The sequence below is a fragment of the Nocardiopsis protaetiae genome (assembly GCF_045446735.1).
In the GTDB taxonomy this organism is placed as follows: domain Bacteria; phylum Actinomycetota; class Actinomycetes; order Streptosporangiales; family Streptosporangiaceae; genus Nocardiopsis; species Nocardiopsis protaetiae.
Window position 1 is genome coordinate 25,327 of record NZ_JBJJBV010000019.1, and the last position, 18,807, is coordinate 44,133.

19 protein-coding genes are annotated in these 18,807 nt (G+C 70.8%); 6 read left to right on the top strand and 13 right to left on the bottom strand.

Annotation, left to right across the window (positions count from 1 at the left end; genetic code table 11):
• Nucleotides 1-2: 2 nt before the first annotated feature.
• Nucleotides 3-668 (bottom strand): response regulator, encoded by a 666-nt coding sequence (locus ACJOT3_RS05155; RefSeq protein ID WP_406969317.1) that lies wholly within the window; start codon nt 666-668, stop codon nt 3-5.
• The gene (locus ACJOT3_RS05160; protein ID WP_406969319.1) at nt 665-1,702 is read right to left on the bottom strand and encodes a sensor histidine kinase; all 1,038 of its coding nucleotides are present in this window, start codon (nt 1,700-1,702) and stop codon (nt 665-667) included. The genes ACJOT3_RS05155 and ACJOT3_RS05160 overlap by 4 nt, the downstream gene beginning before the upstream one ends.
• A gap of 169 nt (nt 1,703-1,871) precedes the next feature.
• Between ACJOT3_RS05160 and ACJOT3_RS05165 the strand changes: the two genes are divergently transcribed.
• From ACJOT3_RS05165 to ACJOT3_RS05175, 3 genes are read left to right on the top strand one after another with little or no spacing between them, the layout of a single operon-like run.
• Nucleotides 1,872-4,799, top strand: a complete 2,928-nt coding sequence (locus ACJOT3_RS05165; protein WP_406969321.1) for a Tn3 family transposase — start codon at nt 1,872-1,874, stop codon at nt 4,797-4,799.
• A gap of 26 nt (nt 4,800-4,825) precedes the next feature.
• On the top strand, nt 4,826-5,353 hold the full coding sequence (locus ACJOT3_RS05170; protein ID WP_406969323.1) for a putative phosphothreonine lyase domain-containing protein: 528 nt from the start codon (nt 4,826-4,828) through the stop codon (nt 5,351-5,353).
• Between the two features lie 41 nt (nt 5,354-5,394).
• On the top strand, nt 5,395-6,543 hold the full coding sequence (locus tag ACJOT3_RS05175) for a zinc-ribbon domain-containing protein (protein WP_406969326.1): 1,149 nt from the start codon (nt 5,395-5,397) through the stop codon (nt 6,541-6,543).
• A gap of 7 nt (nt 6,544-6,550) precedes the next feature.
• Here ACJOT3_RS05175 and ACJOT3_RS05180 read toward each other — a convergent pair whose 3' ends face one another.
• On the bottom strand, nt 6,551-7,546 hold the full coding sequence (locus ACJOT3_RS05180) for a hypothetical protein (protein ID WP_406969328.1): 996 nt from the start codon (nt 7,544-7,546) through the stop codon (nt 6,551-6,553).
• 201 nt (nt 7,547-7,747) lie between these two features.
• Here ACJOT3_RS05180 and ACJOT3_RS05185 point away from each other — a divergent pair, with 201 nt between their 5' ends.
• Nucleotides 7,748-8,401, top strand: a complete 654-nt coding sequence (locus ACJOT3_RS05185) for a recombinase family protein (RefSeq protein ID WP_406969330.1) — start codon at nt 7,748-7,750, stop codon at nt 8,399-8,401.
• A 172-nt stretch (nt 8,402-8,573) separates the two neighbouring features.
• Here ACJOT3_RS05185 and ccsB read toward each other — a convergent pair whose 3' ends face one another.
• The 5 genes from ccsB to ACJOT3_RS05210 all read right to left on the bottom strand — a co-directional run bounded on the left by ccsB (nt 8,574) and on the right by ACJOT3_RS05210 (nt 12,983).
• Nucleotides 8,574-9,533 carry a c-type cytochrome biogenesis protein CcsB gene (gene ccsB / locus ACJOT3_RS05190; RefSeq protein ID WP_406969356.1) on the bottom strand — a complete coding sequence of 320 codons (960 nt, stop codon included), beginning with the start codon at nt 9,531-9,533 and terminating at the stop codon, nt 8,574-8,576.
• Nucleotides 9,534-9,859: 326 nt separating this feature from the next.
• A complete protein-coding gene (locus ACJOT3_RS05195) occupies nt 9,860-10,456 on the bottom strand; it encodes a TetR/AcrR family transcriptional regulator (RefSeq protein WP_406969332.1) in 597 nt (198 codons plus the stop codon).
• Nucleotides 10,457-10,470: 14 nt separating this feature from the next.
• Nucleotides 10,471-11,178 (bottom strand): ABC transporter ATP-binding protein, encoded by a 708-nt coding sequence (locus ACJOT3_RS05200; RefSeq protein ID WP_406969334.1) that lies wholly within the window; start codon nt 11,176-11,178, stop codon nt 10,471-10,473.
• Entirely contained in the window at nt 11,175-12,293 is a 1,119-nt protein-coding gene (locus tag ACJOT3_RS05205; protein WP_406969336.1) for an ABC transporter permease, read from the bottom strand. The genes ACJOT3_RS05200 and ACJOT3_RS05205 overlap by 4 nt, the downstream gene beginning before the upstream one ends.
• A 474-nt stretch (nt 12,294-12,767) precedes the next feature.
• Entirely contained in the window at nt 12,768-12,983 is a 216-nt protein-coding gene (locus tag ACJOT3_RS05210; protein ID WP_406969338.1) for a hypothetical protein, read from the bottom strand.
• Nucleotides 12,984-13,095: 112 nt separating this feature from the next.
• On the opposite strand from ACJOT3_RS05210, the gene ACJOT3_RS05215 reads away from it, so the two are divergent.
• On the top strand, nt 13,096-14,322 hold the full coding sequence (locus tag ACJOT3_RS05215) for a DUF418 domain-containing protein (RefSeq protein ID WP_406969340.1): 1,227 nt from the start codon (nt 13,096-13,098) through the stop codon (nt 14,320-14,322).
• A 27-nt stretch (nt 14,323-14,349) separates the two neighbouring features.
• On the opposite strand, the gene ACJOT3_RS05220 is transcribed toward ACJOT3_RS05215, so the two are convergent.
• The 4 genes from ACJOT3_RS05220 to ACJOT3_RS05235 all read right to left on the bottom strand — a co-directional run bounded on the left by ACJOT3_RS05220 (nt 14,350) and on the right by ACJOT3_RS05235 (nt 17,280).
• Nucleotides 14,350-14,706, bottom strand: a complete 357-nt coding sequence (locus tag ACJOT3_RS05220) for a hypothetical protein (protein WP_406969342.1) — start codon at nt 14,704-14,706, stop codon at nt 14,350-14,352.
• Between the two features lie 85 nt (nt 14,707-14,791).
• Entirely contained in the window at nt 14,792-16,165 is a 1,374-nt protein-coding gene (locus tag ACJOT3_RS05225) for an MFS transporter (protein ID WP_406969344.1), read from the bottom strand.
• 69 nt (nt 16,166-16,234) lie between these two features.
• On the bottom strand, nt 16,235-16,936 hold the full coding sequence (locus tag ACJOT3_RS05230; protein WP_406969346.1) for a zinc-binding dehydrogenase: 702 nt from the start codon (nt 16,934-16,936) through the stop codon (nt 16,235-16,237).
• Between the two features lie 11 nt (nt 16,937-16,947).
• Nucleotides 16,948-17,280, bottom strand: coding sequence for a hypothetical protein (locus tag ACJOT3_RS05235; RefSeq protein WP_406969348.1), 333 nt, complete (start codon nt 17,278-17,280; stop codon nt 16,948-16,950).
• Between the two features lie 136 nt (nt 17,281-17,416).
• Between ACJOT3_RS05235 and ACJOT3_RS05240 the strand changes: the two genes are divergently transcribed.
• Nucleotides 17,417-18,259 (top strand): alpha/beta fold hydrolase, encoded by an 843-nt coding sequence (locus ACJOT3_RS05240; protein WP_406969350.1) that lies wholly within the window; start codon nt 17,417-17,419, stop codon nt 18,257-18,259.
• A gap of 51 nt (nt 18,260-18,310) precedes the next feature.
• Here ACJOT3_RS05240 and ACJOT3_RS05245 read toward each other — a convergent pair whose 3' ends face one another.
• Nucleotides 18,311-18,724: a spore-associated protein A gene (locus ACJOT3_RS05245; protein ID WP_406969352.1), complete on the bottom strand. Its 414-nt coding sequence runs from the start codon at nt 18,722-18,724 to the stop codon at nt 18,311-18,313.
• Nucleotides 18,725-18,807 lie beyond the last annotated feature (83 nt).

Here is an 18,807-nt window from a genome sequence, read left to right on the forward strand (position 1 = left end):
GTTCAGGGGTCCTCGGCGGTGTCGGACCAGGTCACCAGCCCGTACCGGTAGGCGTACACGGCGGCCTGCACCCGGCCCGCCACCCCGAGCTTGGCCAGGATGCGGGCCACGTGCACCTTGGCGGTGCCCGGCGTGATGCCCAGCTCCCGGCCGATGCGCGCGTTGCCGTAGCCCCGCGCGACCAGCCGCAGGACCTCCCGCTCCCGGTCGGTGAGGTCCCTGGCCCGGGGCGGCGGGGTGCGCGGCGAGGTCCGCGCGAACCGGTCGACCAGCCGCGGCGTCACCCGCGGGTCGATCACCCCCTCGCCGCGGGCCGCCGCCCGCACCGCCTCCACGTACAGCTCCGGTTCGCTCTCCTTGAGCAGGAACCCCGCGGCCCCGGCCTGGAGCGCGCCGAACAGGTACTCGTCCAGGTCGAAGGTGGTCAGCACAACGGTGGGCGGCGGCGGGTCCAGCCGGGCCAGTTCGCGGGCGGCCGCCACCCCGTCCATCCCGGGCATGCGGATGTCGGTGAGGACCACGTCCGGGCGCAGCCGCCGCGCCATGGCGACCAGTTCGATGCCGTGCGCGGCGGCTCCCACGACGGTCACGTCCGGGGCCGCCCCGAAGAGCAGGCGCAGCCCCTCCCGGGCGGCGGGCTGGTCGTCGGCGACCAGGAGCCGGATCATGGGCGGGTGTCCTCTCCGTGGTCGGCGGGTGCCAGGGGGAGCAGGGCCCGTACCCGCCAGCCCTCGCCGGGTTCGGGCCCTGCCCGGGCGCGGCCGCCCAGCTCCCGGGCGCGTTCGCGCATGCCCCGCAGTCCCAGGCCGGGCGCGGCGGCGGCCCCGGGTGCGGTCAGGCCGTCGTCCACCACGTCCACCAGCAGCATGTCGGTGCCGTGGTGGGCCAGGCGCACCCGGGCCCGCCGGGCCGAGGAGTGGCGCAGCGCGTTGCCCAGCGCCTCCTGCACGATCCGGTAGACGCCCTCGGCGACGCGGGGGTGGACCCGTGCGTCCAGGTCGGCGGGCAGCGTCAGCTCCACGGGCAGGCCGACCCCCTCCACCGCCTGTGCCAGGTGCGGCAGGTCCGCGAGCCGCACCTGCGGCGGCGGGGGTTCCTCCCACCGTTCCTCGCGCAGGGGTTCCAGCAGTTCCCGCAGCTCGCCCACCGCCCGCCCGGCGGTGTCGGCGATCGCCGACAGCACCCGGTCGGGGTCGGCCCGCGGTCCGTGCAGGGATTCGCGGCCGCCCACGGCCAGCAGGCGGATCGCGCTCAGGTGGTGTCCGGCGATGTCGTGCACGTCCCGGGCGATCCGGGCCCGCTCCCGGGCGCGTTCGCGCTGGATGCGGGAACGCTCTGCGGTGCGCCGCTGCCCGGCGCGTTCGGCGCGCATGCGCAGGAGCAGGCCCACGAGCGCGGGCAGGGTCCCGGTCAGGGCGATCATCACGAGCTGGAGCGGGCTCTCCCACAGCAGGGCCGGGACCGGCTGCTCGCCGCCCAGGGTGAACAGGGCCAGGATCCACGGCACCGAGACCGCGCCCACCAGGGCGGCCGGGGCCCGGTGCAGGACCGCGGAGCCGGCGGCGAACGCGGCCACCGCCTCGGGCATCGGTGCGCCCACGTCCAGCAGGACCGCCGCGGCGAGCGTCGCGCTGCCGGTGGCCAGGGCCACCGCCAGCGGGTACCGGCGCCGCCACACCAGCGGCAGGCAGGCGCAGGCCACCGCCAGGGCCCAGTTCTCCCGAAGCTACGGCGAGCCGCAAAGTAACCCATGAGTAGCTTCGGGAGCGGCCTGAGGTCACGGATCAGGCGAACCCGCCGGTAACCCGCCCTCGGTCCGCGATCGTGTGCGCTGTCGACTACCGACCGTCACGATCTGGGAGCGCCTTCTCATGCGCCAGGACTGGACCCTCGAACAGCTCGTCGATGAGTGGACCCTGGAAGAAGGCGACCGCAAGCTACTCGGTAACAAGAGCGGCGCCACCAGGCTCGGCTTCGCACTGCTGCTGAAGTTCTTCCAGGTCGAGGGCCGCATCCCCACCTACGCCGAGGAGATCCCGGCGGCCGCAGTGGAATTCGTCGCCGACCAGGTGAACGTGGACAGGGCCCTGTTCACCAAGTACGCCTGGACCGGCCGGACGATCGAATACCACCGCCACCAGATCCGCGACAAGTACGGCACACACCCGGCGACCGAGGACGAAGAGGACCAGCTCGCCGACTGGCTCGCGGACCAGGTGTGCCCGGTGGAGGTCGACCGCGACGAGCTCGCCCAGGCCGTGGAGCGCCGGTGCCGCACCCTGAGGGTCGAACCTCCTTCACCTGGGCAGATCGAGCGGGTCGTCGCCTCGGGGGTGCGTCGGTTCGAGGAGGCCTTCACCACCAGCGTGATGACCCGCCTGGGTCCGGGCATCTGTGACCGGCTCCAGAGCCGGGTGCTGGGCACCGAGGGCGTGCTGTTGGCCGTGAAGTCCGACCCCGGACCGTTGGGTCTGGAAACCCTGCTCACCGAGATCGACAAGCTCAAGACCGTGCAGGCCCTGGGGCTCCCCGATGAGCCGTTCGGGGGTGTGTCGGAGAAGATCGTGGCCGCTTGGCGGTCTCGGGCTGCTCGGATGTATCCCTCCGACTTCGCCGAGTGCGCACCGGCGGTGCGCTACACCCTGCTGGCCGCGTTGTGCTGGACCCGGCAGGCCGAGTTGATCGACGGTCTGGTGGAGCTGTTGATTCGCCTCATCCACCGGATCAACGCCCGTGCGGAGAAGCGGGTGGAAAAAGAGCTGATCGGCCAGTTGACCGCGGTGCCGGGCAAGAAGGGCATCCTGCGTCGGATGGTGGACGCCTCCCTGGCCGAGCCCGGAGGGACGGTGTCGGAGGTGATCTTCGGCGCGGTCCCGGGTGGGGAGAGGACGCTGCGCAGGCTCGCGCGGGAGCTGATGGCCACGGAGAAGGCGATGGCCGAGCGGGTTCGCTACCAGTTGCGCGGCTCCTACTCCCACCACTACCGAAGGATGCTCTCCCCGCTGTTGGCCGCGCTGTCGTTCAGGTGCAACAACACCTCCTACCGTCCGGTGATGGAGGCGATCGAGCTGCTGGGCCGCTACACCGACGTCGACCGCACCGAGAAGTTCTACGGCACCGTCGAGCGCGTGCCGATCGAGGGCGTGGTGCCCAAGGCCTGGGCCGAGGCCGTCACCGACGCCGCCTCGGGGCGGGTGGAGCGCATCCCCTATGAGCTGTGCGTGCTCATCGCGCTGCGTGAGGCCCTGCGCCGGCGGGAGATCTACGTGGAGGGCGCAGGCAAGTGGCGTAACCCCGACACCGACCTGCCCGGTGACTTCGCCGACAACCGGGACGTGTACTACGCGGCGCTGAAGAAGCCGGTGGAGGCGAACGCGTTCGTGGACGGGGTACGTACCCGGATGCGTCAGGCCTTGGACCGGCTCGATACGGCGATGTCGGAGGGCACCACGGGCGGGGTGCGGGTGGTGACCCGCAAGGGTCAGCCTTGGATCAGCGTGCCGAAGCTGGAGCCTTTGCCCGAACCGCAGAACCTAGGGGCGCTCAAGGGCGAGGTACAGCGCCGGTGGGGCACCATCGATCTGCTCGACATCCTCAAGGACACCGCGCTGCTCACCGGGTTCTGTGAGGAGTTCGTCTCGGTGGCCACGCGCGAGGCCATCCCGAAGGCGACGTTGCACCGGCGTCTGCTGTTGTGTCTGTTCGCGCTCGGGACGAACATGGGCATCAAGCAGATGATCGCCACGGGCGAGCACGGCGAGGACGAGGGGGCGTTGCGCCGCACGAGGGCTTCGCACATCACCCGCGACAACCTGCGCCGCGCTATCGCGAGGGTGGTCAACGAGACCTTCGCCGCTCGGGACGCCACCTGGTGGGGGACGGCCACGACCACCGCGTCGGACTCCAAGCGGTTCGGGTCGTGGGAGTCGAACCTGATGACGGAGTTCCACGCTCGCTATGGCGGGCATGGGGTGATGATCTACTGGCACGTCGACAAGGGCCGGGCGTGTATCTACTCCCAGCTCAAGTCGTGCTCGTCCTCGGAGGTCGCGGCGATGATCGAGGGGGTGTTGCGGCACTGCACCGACGCCGAGGTCGAGGCGAACTACACCGACACCCACGGGGCGTCGATCGTAGGGTTCGCCTTCACCGAGCTGCTGGGGTTCAAGCTGCTGCCGCGGTTGAAGAACATCGGCGCGGTGCGCCTGTACAGCCCCGACGAGGGCCCGGCGACGTGGCCGCACCTGGAGCGGGTGGTCAAGAACCGGCCCATCGACTGGGCGCTGATCGGGCGTAACTACGACCAGATGGTCAAGTACGCCACCGCCCTGCGGTTGGGCACTGCCGACACCGAGCAGGTACTGCGCCGCTTCACCAAGGGCGGTGGCCCCAAGAACCCCGTCTACCAGGCCCTGGAGGAACTCGGTCGGGCGGTGCGCACCATCTTCGCCTGCGACTACCTGGCCGACGAGGCCCTGCGTCGGGAGATCCACGGCGGCCTGGAGGTGGTGGAGAACTGGAACGGCGCCAACGACAAGTTCTTCTACGGCAAGGAGGGCGTGCTCACCGGTGGCGACCGTGAGCACGCCGAGGTCTCCATGCTGTGCCTGCACCTGCTCCAGTCCTGCCTGGTCTACGTCAACACCCTGCTCCTGCAACGGGTGCTGGAAGACCCCGCATGGGCGGGGCGACTCACCCCCGAGGACCGGCGCGGGTTGAACCCGCTGTTCTGGACCCACATCAACCCCTACGGCCGCTTCAATCTGGACATGGACAAACGCCTGGACCTGGCCGTGTGAGACCCCCGATGAAAGGGACAGAGAAGATGCATCCCTGGCGCTACGCCGTGAACCTGGTCGCGACCGAGACCGAACGCAAGGAGGTGACCGCCCTGGTCAACGCCGGGTTCACCGGCAAGTGGATGCCCTTCACCGCACCCGAGCGGGTCAACGAGGTGTGGGCGGCCATCGTTGAGGCCACCGAGGCCGGCCGCCTGGGCTGGAAGGCCAAGGTCGCCACCGAGGACAAGCCCGGCAAGGACCGGCTGATCTGCGTCTACACCAAGGACTGGCGGGACCGACGCGACGTGGCCCGCGTCCTGGGCGAGCTGCGGGCGATGGGCATCGACCAGCGCCTGTCCTACAAGGAGGACGCCGCCACCCACGCCCTGCTCTACGGCAAGGGCGCCTCCTTGTACGTGGCCGGCCCTGGCAGGGACGGATTCAACCAGCGCCGGGACGCCTGCACTCCTGAGGATCAGCACCCGGTCTTCGGTGCCCCCGACGAGGGTCCCGAACGCACGTCGGAGGAGATCTTCGCGCGCACCGAGCCCTACGGCCCGTTCCCGAGCTGAAAGCGACCCCCATGTCATCCACCGAGGAAGGTGCGCGCCCGGTGGGCACGCTGCCACCCGAGGTCGCCGCGACCTGGCACGTCGAGCGCAACGCCGACAGCGGCCTGGATCCGATGACCGTGCCGCCCTCCAGCCCCATCGAGGTGTGGTGGAAGTGCGCCCAGGGCCATGAGTGGATCGACCGGATCTCCACTCGCACCTCCCTGCCCCAATGGAAGAACGGGGACGTGGGCGCCTGCCGTGAGTGCACCGGCTACCGGGTCCGTCACACCTATCCGGGGTGCGGGCACAGCGAGATGATCACCACCAATGCCGCGGGCAAGGGTCGCCAACGGTGCTGGCCTTGCCAGAATGCCTGGTGGAAGGCCAACGAGGGGCGTTTGAAGGCCGAACTCGGTGCTGCGGCGCGCGGGTTCGCCGGGCGGGCCCGCGAGATGCTCGACGGCATCGACGTCGAACAGGAGGCTCCGGCTCCGCTGGTGGCCGAGTGGCGGTGGTGGGCGGCCAAGCATCTCCAGGGAGCTCTGGCCGCTGAACAGGTCATGGACAAGACCGGCCGTGTGGACCAGGTGCTGGGCATGATCTCCGAGCGGGCTCAACACCTGGTGCCGACCAAGGCCGAGGTGGGCCGGGCCGCGGCCACCGACGGGGTCATCAACGTGGTGGGCCGGGGTCACTGGGCCCAGGGCTGGTTGCACCATCTCACCGGCCGGTCACCTCGGCCCGCGCCCACGGAGGAGGTCGACCAGGCCGCCGAACGGTTCCGTGCCTGGCTCACCGGCTGGGTCCGCGCCGCTGTGGCCGACCACGAGGTCGAGGACGGGGCCTTTTCCACCGCGCGGCTGACCAGAGCCCTGACCCGCCAGATCAGCGCGTGGGCCGAGGAGTTCTACCCCGCCGAACTGGGGCAGGCCCGTGTCTGGCGCGAGCTGGGACTGCCCGTCCTGCCGCCGGGAGCCCAACGCTACGGGCGCCTGGACGTGGTGCTGTGGCATCCGGTCTTCGTCACGGTCGTGGTCGAGATCGATTCCGCGCCCAACCGTTCCTCGGCCGCCAAGCTGGCCTTCGCCCGCGACGCCGGTGCCCTGCCCCTGTGGGTGCGCTTCGGCAAGGGATCGGTGGAAGGACCCGAAGGGGTGCCGGTGGTGGACCTACGCCAAGAGCTCGCGCCGATCCACCAGGGTCGATGAACTGGTCTCAGGTGGCCATGCGACCGGAGGAGCGCAGCACGAACGCCAGCGCGGCCAGCATTCGGGTGAACAGGTAGTCGACGAACTCGCTGCTGGGAAGTTCGTGCGATTTGAAGCGCCCGAAGTGGCGGATCCGGAAGTCGTTCCCGATATCTCTCAGAGCCAAGAACTCGTCGTCCAAGAGCTGGAAGAGCTTCTCCGAGCCGCCAGCGACTTGACGGAGCAACTTGGTCGCCGAGTCCTTCTTGTCTTTGCCCTCCGGGTGGAGCGTCATGGTCCACTCGTAGGCGTCCCACAGCTTCTCCAATGCCCAGATCCTCTCCTGAAAATCTGGTGACAGGAAGAGGGTCGTCGCCAAGGTGAACAGTTCGTCCAGGGCCTGGTCACCGGTCTGGGGGTGAAAATTCGAGAGCTGGGCGCGTGCTTCGTATGGTCCGCGCCGACTCACCTTCATTTGACGGTCCAGAGTGAACGCCAGACCCTGACGTCGAAAGATCCTCTCGACAGCCTGACGGTACTCCTCCTGCCCGGGAGCCAGCCGGGGCTGTTCGCCGGGGAACAGGCCGTTGGGATCCTGAGGGGTGAACTCGGCGAACGTGTAGTGAACGTCGATCATCCCGTCCCAGTAGCAGCTACGGTCCTCGCCGTCAGGGCTGTGGATGTGGGGGCCGATGAACTCGATCATGTCCAAGGCGGTTGAGGTGTCCGGTACCTGATCGGCATCGAGACGGTAGGCCTTGTGTGCGTCCGGCACCAAGGGCAGGCGGAGGATCTCCCCGCGCATGGCCCGGAACAGCTTCGGGCGGTCAACCCCTGTGGTGGGTCCATCCCCGGCCCTGTGGTGCTTGTGGCAGTCACGGAGGGGGAAGGCGCGTGCCAGTGACCCGTTGTCCAGGGCTTGGTCCACGAGGGAGACGAGTGCGCCCCAGGCCTCAGGCGTGATCGTCTCCTTGTCTTGGGGGGTCGGGGGGTCATTGCGGTCGGAGTAATAGAAGTCGGTCACGGCCTCATCCTTGCAGTCCGAGCCCCGGCGCGCAGGGCCATCATCGACCGGGTCATGCGTCCGAGAAACGATCGTTTGTTGGACAGGTGCCCGGAGCGCTGCCGGAGGGCGTCGAACCGGGCCTGAGGGTGTCGGAAAAACGTGTTGAGAACTTGTGATGTTCATATATTCCAACGACACCCTTTTTCGTACACTTAGGGGATGGACACCGCCCCCGCTCTTGCCCTGCCGGATGATCCGCTCGCCCCCGAACCCGCCCACGGCGGCGGGGCCCTGGTCGGCTACGCCCGCGTCTCCACCCAGGGCCAAAAGCTCGACCGTCAGCTCGCCGCCCTCGAAACCGCCGGGTGCTCCAAGATCTTCGCCGACAAGAAGTCCGGGAAGAACGCCCAGCGCCCCGACCTCAAGGCATGTCTGGCCTACCTGCGCCCCGGCGACACCCTGGTCGTGGCCTCCCTGGACCGGCTCGCCCGCTCCCTGGCCGACCTGATCACCCTGGTCTCCGACCTGCGCCGCGCCGGGATCGGCTTTCGCTCCCTGCACGAGGCTCTGGACACCACCACCCCCGGGGGCAGGCTCGTGTTCCACGTCTTCGCCGCGCTGGCCGAGTTCATCCGCGAACTCATCGTCCAGGGCACCAAGGAGGGTCTGGACGCCGCCCGCGCCGCCGGGAAACGCCTGGGCCGCCCGCCGGCGATGTCTCCAGAGCAGATCCGCCACGCCCGCGACCTGCTCACCCGCCCCGACAACAGCGTGGCCTCCATCGCCCGCCTGCTGGGCGTGTCCCGCTCGACCCTGTACAAGCACGTGCCGGAACTGTCCGGCGGCCGCCGCACCGAACTCCAGGAGAAGTGAGTATTCTTCCGCCCCTCCCCCGGTCGGGCCCTGCGGATGGCCTCACCCCCGCCTAGCAACGCCCCGTTGCGCACACGTCCCACGGCGAGGGCCAGCACCCTCCCGGGTACCGGCCCTCAACTCCCGGAAAGCCGCGCGCACATCTGTTCCCTGGTGGGGAACCCATCGGCCCTCAGGCGTAGGAGTGCAGGCCGCTGAACATGTAGTTCACCGCGAAGAAATTGAACAGGACGGTGGCGAAACCGAGCACGTTGATCCACGTCGCCTTGGGTCCGCGCCAGCCGCCCGTGGCCCGGGCGTGCAGGTAAGCCGCGTAGATCATCCAGGAGATGAACGACCAGACCTCCTTGGGGTCCCACCCCCAGAAGCGACCCCAGGCCTCATCCGCCCAGATCGACCCGGCGATGATGCCGAAAGTCCACAGCGGGAACGCGAACAGGATGAACCGGTGGGAGATGCGGTCCAGCAGCTCGGGGCTGGGCAAGCGGCCCGAGATCCCGGCGACTTCCTCCCCCCGGGCGCGCTTGGCCTCGGTGCGGTGAGAGATGAGGTAGGTGACTCCGGCCGCACCCGAGACCATGGAGGCGCCGCCCGCAACGTTGATGGCGAGGACGTGGATCGGCACCCAGTAGGACTGCAGCGCCGGGATCAGCGGACCCGGATCGACGTACAGCCAGCGCACCCCGATGCCCAGCAGGATCAGGACCGGGACCAGCACGAACACGCCGAGGAAACGAGCGCGGTACCTCCAAGAGGCATAGAGGAGCCCTCCGACAGCCACCAGGCACAGGGTGACGACGAACTCGAACATGTTGCCCCAGGGCCAGCGGCCAGCGGCGAGTCCCCTGGTGACCACCTGTGCCAGGCTGAGTAGAAAGCCCACTCCAGTGACAGCGAGGGCCAAGTGCCCCAGCGCGTTCCTGGGAGCGGTGGTCTTTTGGCCAGCGCGTTCGACTGTGATCACCCCTGAGGGGAGGCTTTCCTCTTCTGAACGGCGCGCTCTGCGTTTCCAGGACCGGCTTCCTGCGATTTCTGTGCGTCGGCCGAAGGCCGCCTCCAGAGTGAAGAGGAGCAGGGCGACGGCGTAGGTCACCACCATGGCGATGATCAGGTTGTCGCTGGCCGAGGCCATCTGTGCGACCTGATCGGGGATTTCGCTGTTCACATCTATTTCCTTTGCGGTGATTACGAGCGCGGCACAAACGGCAAGGGAGAAGACTCCAGACTGGGCGTGCGCCCCCGAAACCGTGGGAGCAGAGCTAGTCGAGGACATGCCTGACACGCCGCTGGTGCTAGCGACCGGTGACGGTCATACCGGGAGGGTGGTCGCGGGCGACAGAGCCGCCCCGAGGCCGTCAGCGGAACGGGGAAAGGGCGCGTTCGTGCAGTGGAAGGGGCACAAAGACTCCGCACAAGGCTCAGAGGGCCGCATCCGATGGACCCGGAGAGAGGGCTGGTTCAGGAACCGTGCCGGTTTTCCTGGGCCATGAGGAAGGGGCGGAGGATTTCTTCGACCCGCGCCGAGGCGTCCTCCAGGGAGGTACCGGACTCGATCATGCGCGAAGCCCTGTGCACCACGGCGTTGACCAGTTCCGCCGTGCCCTGCGGATCCTGGACCCCCAGTGCCTCCAGCGCCTCGGACAGAGGGGCCGCGAGCTGGTCGTGCATCACACGGCTGCGCTCGGCGAAGTCCGCTCCGGGCGAGGCCGCGGCCAGCGCCCCAGCCACCACATGCTCGCCGTTAGCCACCAACCGCAGGTTCGCATCGGCGTAGGCGAGCACACGCAAGGCCGGGGACGGCTCCCCGGCCATCGCGCCGGTCACCAGCTGAGACCAGCGGGGGAACAGGTCCTCGACCAGTGCGTCGAGCAGGTCCTGGCGGGAGTCGAAGTACTGGTAAAGGCTGGAGCGAGCCAGGCCCACCCGGGCGGCTACCCTGCTCAGGGACAGGGCGTCGCCGCCGACCTCGGCCAGGATCTCCCGGGCCGCGTCGAGCACGGCGCGGCGCTGGTTGGCCTGGTGGTCGGCGAGGGTGGCCGCTGCGATCCGAGGCAAGATCCCCTCCATGCTCATTCCGATAGGCGACCGTCCCTCATCTGCACGGTCCGGTCGCAATACTTCAGGACGTCATGGTCGTGGGTGACCATCATCGTAGCCACATCGGACCGTTTGGTCTCCTGCGCGAGCAACCGGACGATCTCGTGGCTGCGGGCACGGTCCAGCGCCGCCGTGGGCTCGTCCACGAGCAGGACCGAGGGCCCGCCCACCAGGGCCCGGGCGATCCCGACCCGCTGGCGCTCCCCGCCGGAGAGCTGGTGCGGCCGCCGGTTCGCCTTGTCGCCCATGCCGACCTCTTCCAGGAGCCGCTGGGCGTCCTGCCGTGCGCCCCCACGTCCGAGATGGCTCATCATGCGCAGCTGATCGGTAGCGGTGAGGGAGCCGAGCAGGTTGCCCGACTGGAACACGAAGCCGATGTGGTCCCGGCGAAAGCGCGCCCGGGCCCGCTTGGACAGGGCGGTGATGTCCTGGCCGTCAGCGCGGACGGTGCCGGAGTCGGGGACGGTGAGAGCCCCGGCGACGGCGAGCAGACTGGACTTACCCGCTCCCGAGGGTCCCACCACCGCGACCAGCTCTCCGGGGCGGATCGCGATGGACACCTCGTCCAGGGCAGTGACAGTGGTATCTCCGTCGCCCAGGCGCAGGGTCACGCCTTCGAGAAGAAGTCCCTCGGCGTTCTTGTCTTTGGGTGCTGCGTGGGATGCGGTCGTGACGGTCATCGCTGCCCTCCCAGGGCGGTCAGTGGATCGATCGAGGAGATGCGGACGATGGCGGTCATCGCGCCGAACAACCCGAGAGCAATCAGCAGGACCACCGCAGTGGCGACCGCGGCCCCTTCCAGGAGGAAGGGCACTCCTGATCCGGTGATCAGGGAGCCCGTTCCCACGCCCACGCCGAGCCCGATGGCGCAGAACACGACCAGGATGACGAAGGCTTGCCCGAGACCGTCACGCACGAGGTAGCCGGTAGAGGCTCCCATCGCACGCAGCACGGCCAGCTCGTGCTTGCGCTGGATCGTCCAGACCGTGAAGAAGGCACCGATGACCAGCGCTGAAATGGCGTAAAGGAAGCCCTTGATCAAGTCCAGTGTCGACGTCTCCGCGCTGTATCCGGGAGAGGCGTCGAAGGTCTCCTCCAGAGTCAGGGTCATCGTCCCGGCGGCGCTGTCGCCAGCGGCGTGGTCGATCTCCGCATCCGGTTCGGCCTTGAGGGCCACAGCGGTCGCCTCGGTGTAGACGGCGGGATCGGTCTCCTGTTCGGGAGTGACACCGGCGTAGATCTCCTGCCAGGTCTTCAGCGGCAGGTAGGCGACGTCGACGTGGCCGTAGGTGTGCTTGTCCTCCAAGGCTCCGACGACTTCCAGTTCGGTGCCCAACCGCTCCACGGTCAGGATGTCGCCGATGGCGATCCCCTCGTCGATCGCGCTTTGGGAGACGACCAGACCGTCGTGCTGTGCCAGGTTCTGGCCTTCGTGGGCCTGGGGGGCGAGGAAGGAGTCCTCCTCCACACCGAACAAGGCCAGGTCGATGGGCACGTCGTTGTCGCTGCGGGCGTTGACGAGCAGGTTGCCGAAGAGAGCTGCCTCAGCGACATCGGGCTGGTCACGCCATTCCTGGAGCTGCTCCTCATCCACACGGCTGCGGGAGAAGGAAGAGCTGACCTCTGTTTCTTCGTCGAAAGCGAAGCTGTGGACGGGCAGGCGCTGCAGGCCCGACACCCCATCTTCGACAAGGCCCGAGGAGAGCCCCGACAACAGCACCATCAGCACCGCGATCAGGGCGACGACTGCCCCCATCAGTCCGAAGCGGGAACGCGCGAACCACAGTTCGCGCATGGCTAGGAACATGTCCGACCTCTCTGCGTGCATGCGAGAGCGTCACTTGCCGACGCTACGTCGGTAAATATACCGACGGGTTGTCGGTAAGGATTTCGGGGGTGCCGCAGGACCCGCTCGGTGGGCCGAGCACGCGGGGATGAGGGCTCCCCTCCTCACGGCTGGTCCGGCGACCGCGCCGAAGGAGTCCTTCCCACCGGCCACCGGCTCATGATCAGCGTCTGACACCCCCCGCCCCCTGAACGAAGGAGAATCGACGTGTTCGCCGAGACCGCCACCGCTCTCGGCCGCCCTCCAACAGCTGGCCGAGGCCGAACTGGTCCGCTCCAGGCCGAGTGCGCCCTGCAAGCCTCCTACCTCCACGAGAACTCGACCGTGCGCGAGCGTCGCTGCCTGACCTGCCAAACCACTACCCCTGCCCGGCCGGGCGCGAACTGGGGCTGGGAGAGGGGTTCTGACCACCCGCGAAGCTACTCAGTGGTTACTTTGCGGCTCGCCGTAGTTTCGGGAGAAGCGGGCCGCCAGGGGCAGCGCCCACCAGGGTGCGCCGGTGGCGCCGGGGATCTCCCACCAGGCGAACACCACGGCCCAGCCCGCGGCGATCAACGCGTCCCGGGCGGGGGCGGGGAGCCGGAGGCGGTGCGGTGCCCCGGCACGGGGGGCGTCCGTGGGGGTCCGGGTCGTCTCCATCCCCTCATGGTGGGCCATGGCGGTGTGCCCGTCGTCCGCCGAACGGCATAAGGGGCCGTGTCTGCCGTGCGGCGGACGCGCCGTCGGGGGTGGGGTGCGCAGGCTGGCGGGCATGGACACCGAATCCGGGGCCCCACGGGCCCGCCCCCGAGACCGCGCCGAGGACCGTGCACACGACCGCCCCGAAGAGCACAGGGGAGAGCGCACCGGGGACCGGCCCGCGCCCCCGCCCCGGCTGCCTCTCCTGGACGTGCTGCGGGGGGTCGCCATCCTGGGCACCCTCGCCGCCAACATCTGGGTCTTCCTGCCCGGGGTCGCCGAACCCGCGGGTGCTTTCCGGGCGGTGCTGGACCCGCTGGTCAACGGCAAGTTCTACGCCATGCTCGCGATGCTGTTCGGCGTCGGCCTGGCGGTGCAGTACCGGGCGGCGGCCGCGCACGGCCGGCGCTGGCCCGGCCGCCACGGGTGGCGCCAGGTCCTGCTGCTGGTCGAGGGGGCGCTGCACACCGTGCTGCTGTTCGCCTGGGACGTCCTGATGGGGTACGCGGTCACCGCGCTGGTGGTCGCGTGGCTGCTGGGGCGTTCGGAGAGGGTGCGGTCGGTGGTGATGTGGGCGGCGCTGGGGGTGAACCTCGCCCTCATGGGCGCGTTCACCCTGCTGTTCTTCCTGTTCTCGGCCGATGACCCCGACCCCGTGGAGGTCGGCGAGTGGGAGCTGCTGATGATCGAGGGCTCCTATGCCGCGCAGGTGGCCGACCGGTGGTCGCATTTCTGGGGCACCCGCGCCGAGATCGCGGTGGCCTTCCCGATGGTCCTGTTCCTGTTCCTGCTGGGGGTGCGGCTCTACCGGGCGGGCGCCTTCGACGACACCGCGGGCGGGCGGCGCATCCGCGGACGGCTGCTGGTGTGGGGGCTGGGCCTGGGTCTGCCGCTGTGCGTCCTGGGTTCGGCGGTGCCCGAACTCGGTGTGGCCCACCGGTACGCCTTCTCCGGCCCGCTGATGCTGGGGTACGTGGGCCTGACCGGGTGGCTGCTGGACCGGGCGCGCGGGAACGGGCAGGTGGTCCGGTCCCTGAGCGCGGTGGGCCGTACCGCCCTGAGCTGCTACGTTCTCCAGAACCTGCTGGGGTCGGTGGTGTTCTTCGGCTGGGGGCTGGGCCTGGCGGGAGTGCTGTGGGGGGCCGGGCCGCTGGTGATCGGGGCGTCGGTCGCCGCCGTCTACTGCGCGATGGCCCTGGTCCTGGCCGTCGCCGCCCGGTGGTGGTCGAGCCGGTTCGACCGGGGGCCGTTGGAGTCCGTCTCCGCCCGGCTGCTCGCGCTGGTCCCGCGGCGGCGCTAGGTGTCCGGGCCGCTGGTGTCCGGTCGGCTAGGTGTCCAGGCCGCGTTCGACGCGGTACTGCTCCTCCAGGTAGGGGTACTCGTCGAGCGGTACCTCCACCAGGCGGGCCGGCCGGCCCAGGGCGGCGCCGATGCGGTCGGCGGCCTCGCGGGCCGCGGCGGCGGTGGCGTAGACGCCCGCGACCACGGTGTGGCCGGTGCCAACGGGGTCGGGCTCCTCCTCTTCCAGGCGCGAGCCCAGGCTCCAGGGGATCGGGCAGGGGCCCTCGTGCCCGGGTTCGGGGCACAGCAGGCGGGCCACGGTGTCCGCCTGCTCCATGGCCTCGGTGTCGGTGGCGAAGCCGGGGAGGAGGATCTCGAAGGTGCGGGGCGGCTCGGCGTTCATACGGTCCTTTCCCGGGGTGCGGTTGTGGGGTGCGACCCGTCGACCATAGCCCCGCGGCGGCGGGCCCGCACCCGGTTCTCGCAGGTCAGGCGTTGCGGGTGCGGGCGGCCAGCACGGCGGCGCCCGCGCAGGGGACCAGCAGCAGGGCGAAGGCCGCGGCGTACCCGGCCGGGGCGGCCGCGCCCAGGGCCAGGGACAGGTTGGACACCGCCGCGGCGGCGCCCAGCACCATGACCTGGCCCAGGTTCTGGTTGATCTGCATGGCGCTGCTGGCGTACCCCTGCCGTCCGGGGCTGTGCGCCAGGGACAGCACCGTGAGGGAGGGGGCGAGCATCCCCATGCCCGCGGCGGCGATGAGCATGGACGATCCGGCCACCGGCGCGGGGGCCGCCGGGAGCGCGCCGATCACGGCGACGGCGACCGCGGCGACCATCACCACCGCCCCGGCCGCCACCAGCCGGTGCCGGGGGACCTGCTCCAGCAGGCGGCCCTGCACCCAGGAGGCCACCGCCCACAGGATCGCCGCGCCGGTGAAGAGCAGGCCGATCAGCACCGGGGCGGCGTCGCGTTCGGCCACCAGCATCAGCGGCACCAGGGCCTCCAGGGTGAAGAACGTCCCCGACCCCGCCCCGCACAGCAGCACCGTGGCCGGGAGTCCGCGCACCGCCCGCCAGGTGCCCGGGGGCAGCAGGCGGGGCGCGAACACCACCAGCAGGGCGATCCCGGCGACCGCGAACACCAGGTGGCGGGTGTCCCACGCCGAGATGCCGTACTGGCCGGCTGCGGCGCCCGCGCTGACGGCGGCGGCGATGAGCAGCGGGGGGCGGCGGGTGCCGTCCCCGGCCCGGAGGGTGCCGGCCGGGGGGCGGGTGCGCAGCAGGAACGCCACCGCCAGGGCGGGGACCAGGGTGAGTGCGGCCAGGCCCAGGAACACGGCCCGCCAGGTCCACAGTTCGGTCACCACACCCGCCAGGGGCGGGCCGACCAGGGAGGGGACGACCCAGCAGGCGCTCATCAGCGCCAGGGCGCGCGGGCGCAGGCGTTCGGGGAAGGACTGGCCGATGGCGGTGTTGACCGACACCGCGACCATGCCGCCGGCCAGGCCGTCCAGGAAGCGGCCCGCGGCCAGCCACCAGATGGATTCGGCGGTGCCCGAGACCAGCAGGGTGACCACGGCGAGGAGCATGCCGGTGGCCAGCGGTCGGTGTGCTCCGGCGCGGTCGGCCCAGTGGCCGCCCACCACCCCGCCGAGCAGGCTCGCCGAGACGAAGCAGCCGGCCACCAGCGGGTAGAGGGGGACCCCGCCCAGGTCGCGGGCGGCGGTGGGCAGGGTGGGGACCACCGCCAGGGCGGCCAGCCCGGTCAGGAACATCACCACCGCGAACCCGGTGGTGGCACCCGCGTGGGGGCGGGAGAAGAGTCCTTCGGCGGTGGCGGGGGAGCGCTGGGTGTCGGTCACGTGCGCTCACGCTAGTGCGCGGGGTCGGGCGGCGGCCACCGTTTTTCCGGCGCCCGCCGGGGAGCGGGGTCAGTGGTCGACGGTCACCACCACCTTGCCGAACCGTGCGCCGGACTCCAGGTGGTGGTGGGCCCGGGCCATGTCCGCGAGGTCGAAGACCCGGTCCACGTCCGGGACCAGCGCCCCCGAGGCGAGCCCGGACTCGATGAAGGCGCGGGCGCGCCGGAACCGGTCGGGGTGGTCGGTGATGTGGTCGACGGCGAACCCGTGGATGTTCAGCGGCCAGTTCATCGGCAGCGGGGCGGGGCCCGCCAGCCACCCGTAGACGACCAGGGTGCCGCCCGGGGCCACCGTCCGCGCCGTCTCGGCCAGGGCGGGGCTGGCGACGGGGTCCAGGACGACCGCGGCCCCGCGCCCGCCGGTGAGCTCCAGGACCCGGTCGGCCGCGCCGCCTTCGTCGGTGGCGACCACCTCGGCGGCGCCCGCGGCGCGCAGGCGTTCGGCCGTGGCCCCGGTGCGGGTCAGGGCGATGGGGATCGCGCCCAGGCGGCGGGCGGTCCGGACGGCGGCGAGCCCCACGGGGCTGGACGCCGCGGTGATGACCGCGTGGTCGCCGGGGGCGAGCCGCCCCACCTCGGCCAGGGCGCCGTAGGCGGTGAGGTGGGCGGTCCACACCGCCGCCCCGGTGACGGCGTCCACGCCCCGGGGGCGGTGCAGGAGTTCGTCGGCGGGCACGTCGGCCAGGTCGGCGTGGACGCCGCCGCGGGACATGTGCCCGCGGGTCAGGAGCCGTCGCCGGTGAAGTAGTGGGAGATGTCGTCCCAGGTGAAGGGGTCGCGCCAGGCGGGGGCGCCGGTGAGCCGGCCCGTCATGGCGGTGACGATCCCGGGGGAGGACCCGGAGAAGGCGCGGTGGTGCTCGGTGGGGCCGCCGTCGCGGTATTCGAGCTGGTAGCCGCCCTGGGGGTAGCGCCACACCTGGACGTAGTGGTCGTCGTCGCGCTCGATGATCAGGAAGTGGTTGCCGGCCTTCAGGCCGGTCACCATCGTGTCCACGTCGTGCGGGGTGGGGTCGTGGACCGTCCGCCCGTTCTCGTCCCATGCCTTGGTCGCCATGGGGGCGAGTATGGGCCACGGGTGCGACATCCGTGGTCGTGGCTCCCCATCATTCCCTTTGACTCTCCCATTTAGGGAAGTTTAGTGTACTTCAACGAGCTCCGATGGGGAGTGATGCAGGAAGAAGGGGAGTCCGATGAGTACCATCTACCGGTCCGCGGCCGGGGAGCGGGAGGCCCTGCTGCGCTACCGGGCGGCACTGGAGGCCTGGCCCGTGCCCGCCGAACACGTGCGGGTGCCCACCCGGGAGGGCGAGACGTTCGTCCTGGTCAGCGGCCCCGAGGACGCGCCGCCCGTGGTGGCGCTGCACGGCTCGGGCGCCAACTCCTCGGTATGGGCGGGCGACGTGGCCGCCTGGTCGCGGCACCTGCGGGTGCACGCCGTGGACCTGGTCGGCGAACCCGGGCTGAGCGCTCCCTCCCGCCCGGCCCTGGACTCCGACGCCGTCGCCCGGTGGCTGGACGACGTCATGGCCGGGCTCGGCCTGTCCCGGGCGGCCTTCGTCGGCATGTCCCTGGGCGGGTGGACCGCCCTGGACCACGCCGTCCGCCGGCCCGACCGGGTCGAGCGGCTGGCGCTGGTGTGCCCCGGCGGCATCGGCCGCCAGACCCCGCTGCGGCTGGCCCGCGCCCTGGTCTGGACTCCGTTCGGGCGGTGGGGCAGGCACCGCTCGGTGCGCGCCGTCCTGGGGCTGCACGATGCCGGGCACGCGCCGCTGGTGGAGGAGGTGGCCGCGACCTTCGGGGGGTTCCGGCCGCGCACCGAGACCCTGCCCGTGTTCTCCGACACCGACCTGCGGTCCCTGGCCGTGCCGGTGATGGCCGTCATGGGCGACAAGGACCTGATGATCGACTCCGCGGACACCGCGCGGCGGTTGCGCGCGCACGTCCCGCACGCCGAGGTCACCGTGCTGCCCGGCGTCGGGCACGCCGTCCTCGGCCAGGGTCCCGCGGTGCTGGACTTCCTGCGGGCGGGGTGAGACGGGCGCGGCCCCGCCGGAGTGCTCCGACGGGGCCGCGCGGTGTACCGGTCAGCCGCAGTTGGTGGCGTTCCGCTGGATGGCCTGGCTGTTGATGACGCCCCGCCAGTCCATGCAGGAGCCCCGGCCGTACACGTACACCGGGCCCGCGTACTGGTTGTACTGGCCCGAGTCCGACTTGTGGGTGCTCTCGTCGCCCGCGCGGCGCAGCCCCGCGTGCATGTGCAGGGGGAACCCGGGGTCGTTGCGGACCGTCACCACGCAGTTGTAGCCGTTGGAGCTGTTGTAGGTCAGGAACACGGTGCCCAGCCCGTGCGCGACCTGCGCGGAGTTGACCACCGCGTAGCCCGAGCCGCAGGCGCCGTTGTAGGAGGCGGCACTGGCCGGGGCGGCGGCCACCGCGCCCAGGGCCACGAACAGCAGGGTGGCGGCGGCGGTGGCCAGGGTCTTCTTGAGCGCTCTCATGGAGGAAGCGTCCGTTCCGGGAAGGTGAGGGCCCGCGGCCCCCGTGACCGCACGAAAGCTACACGGGTCCCGCACACGCCGGG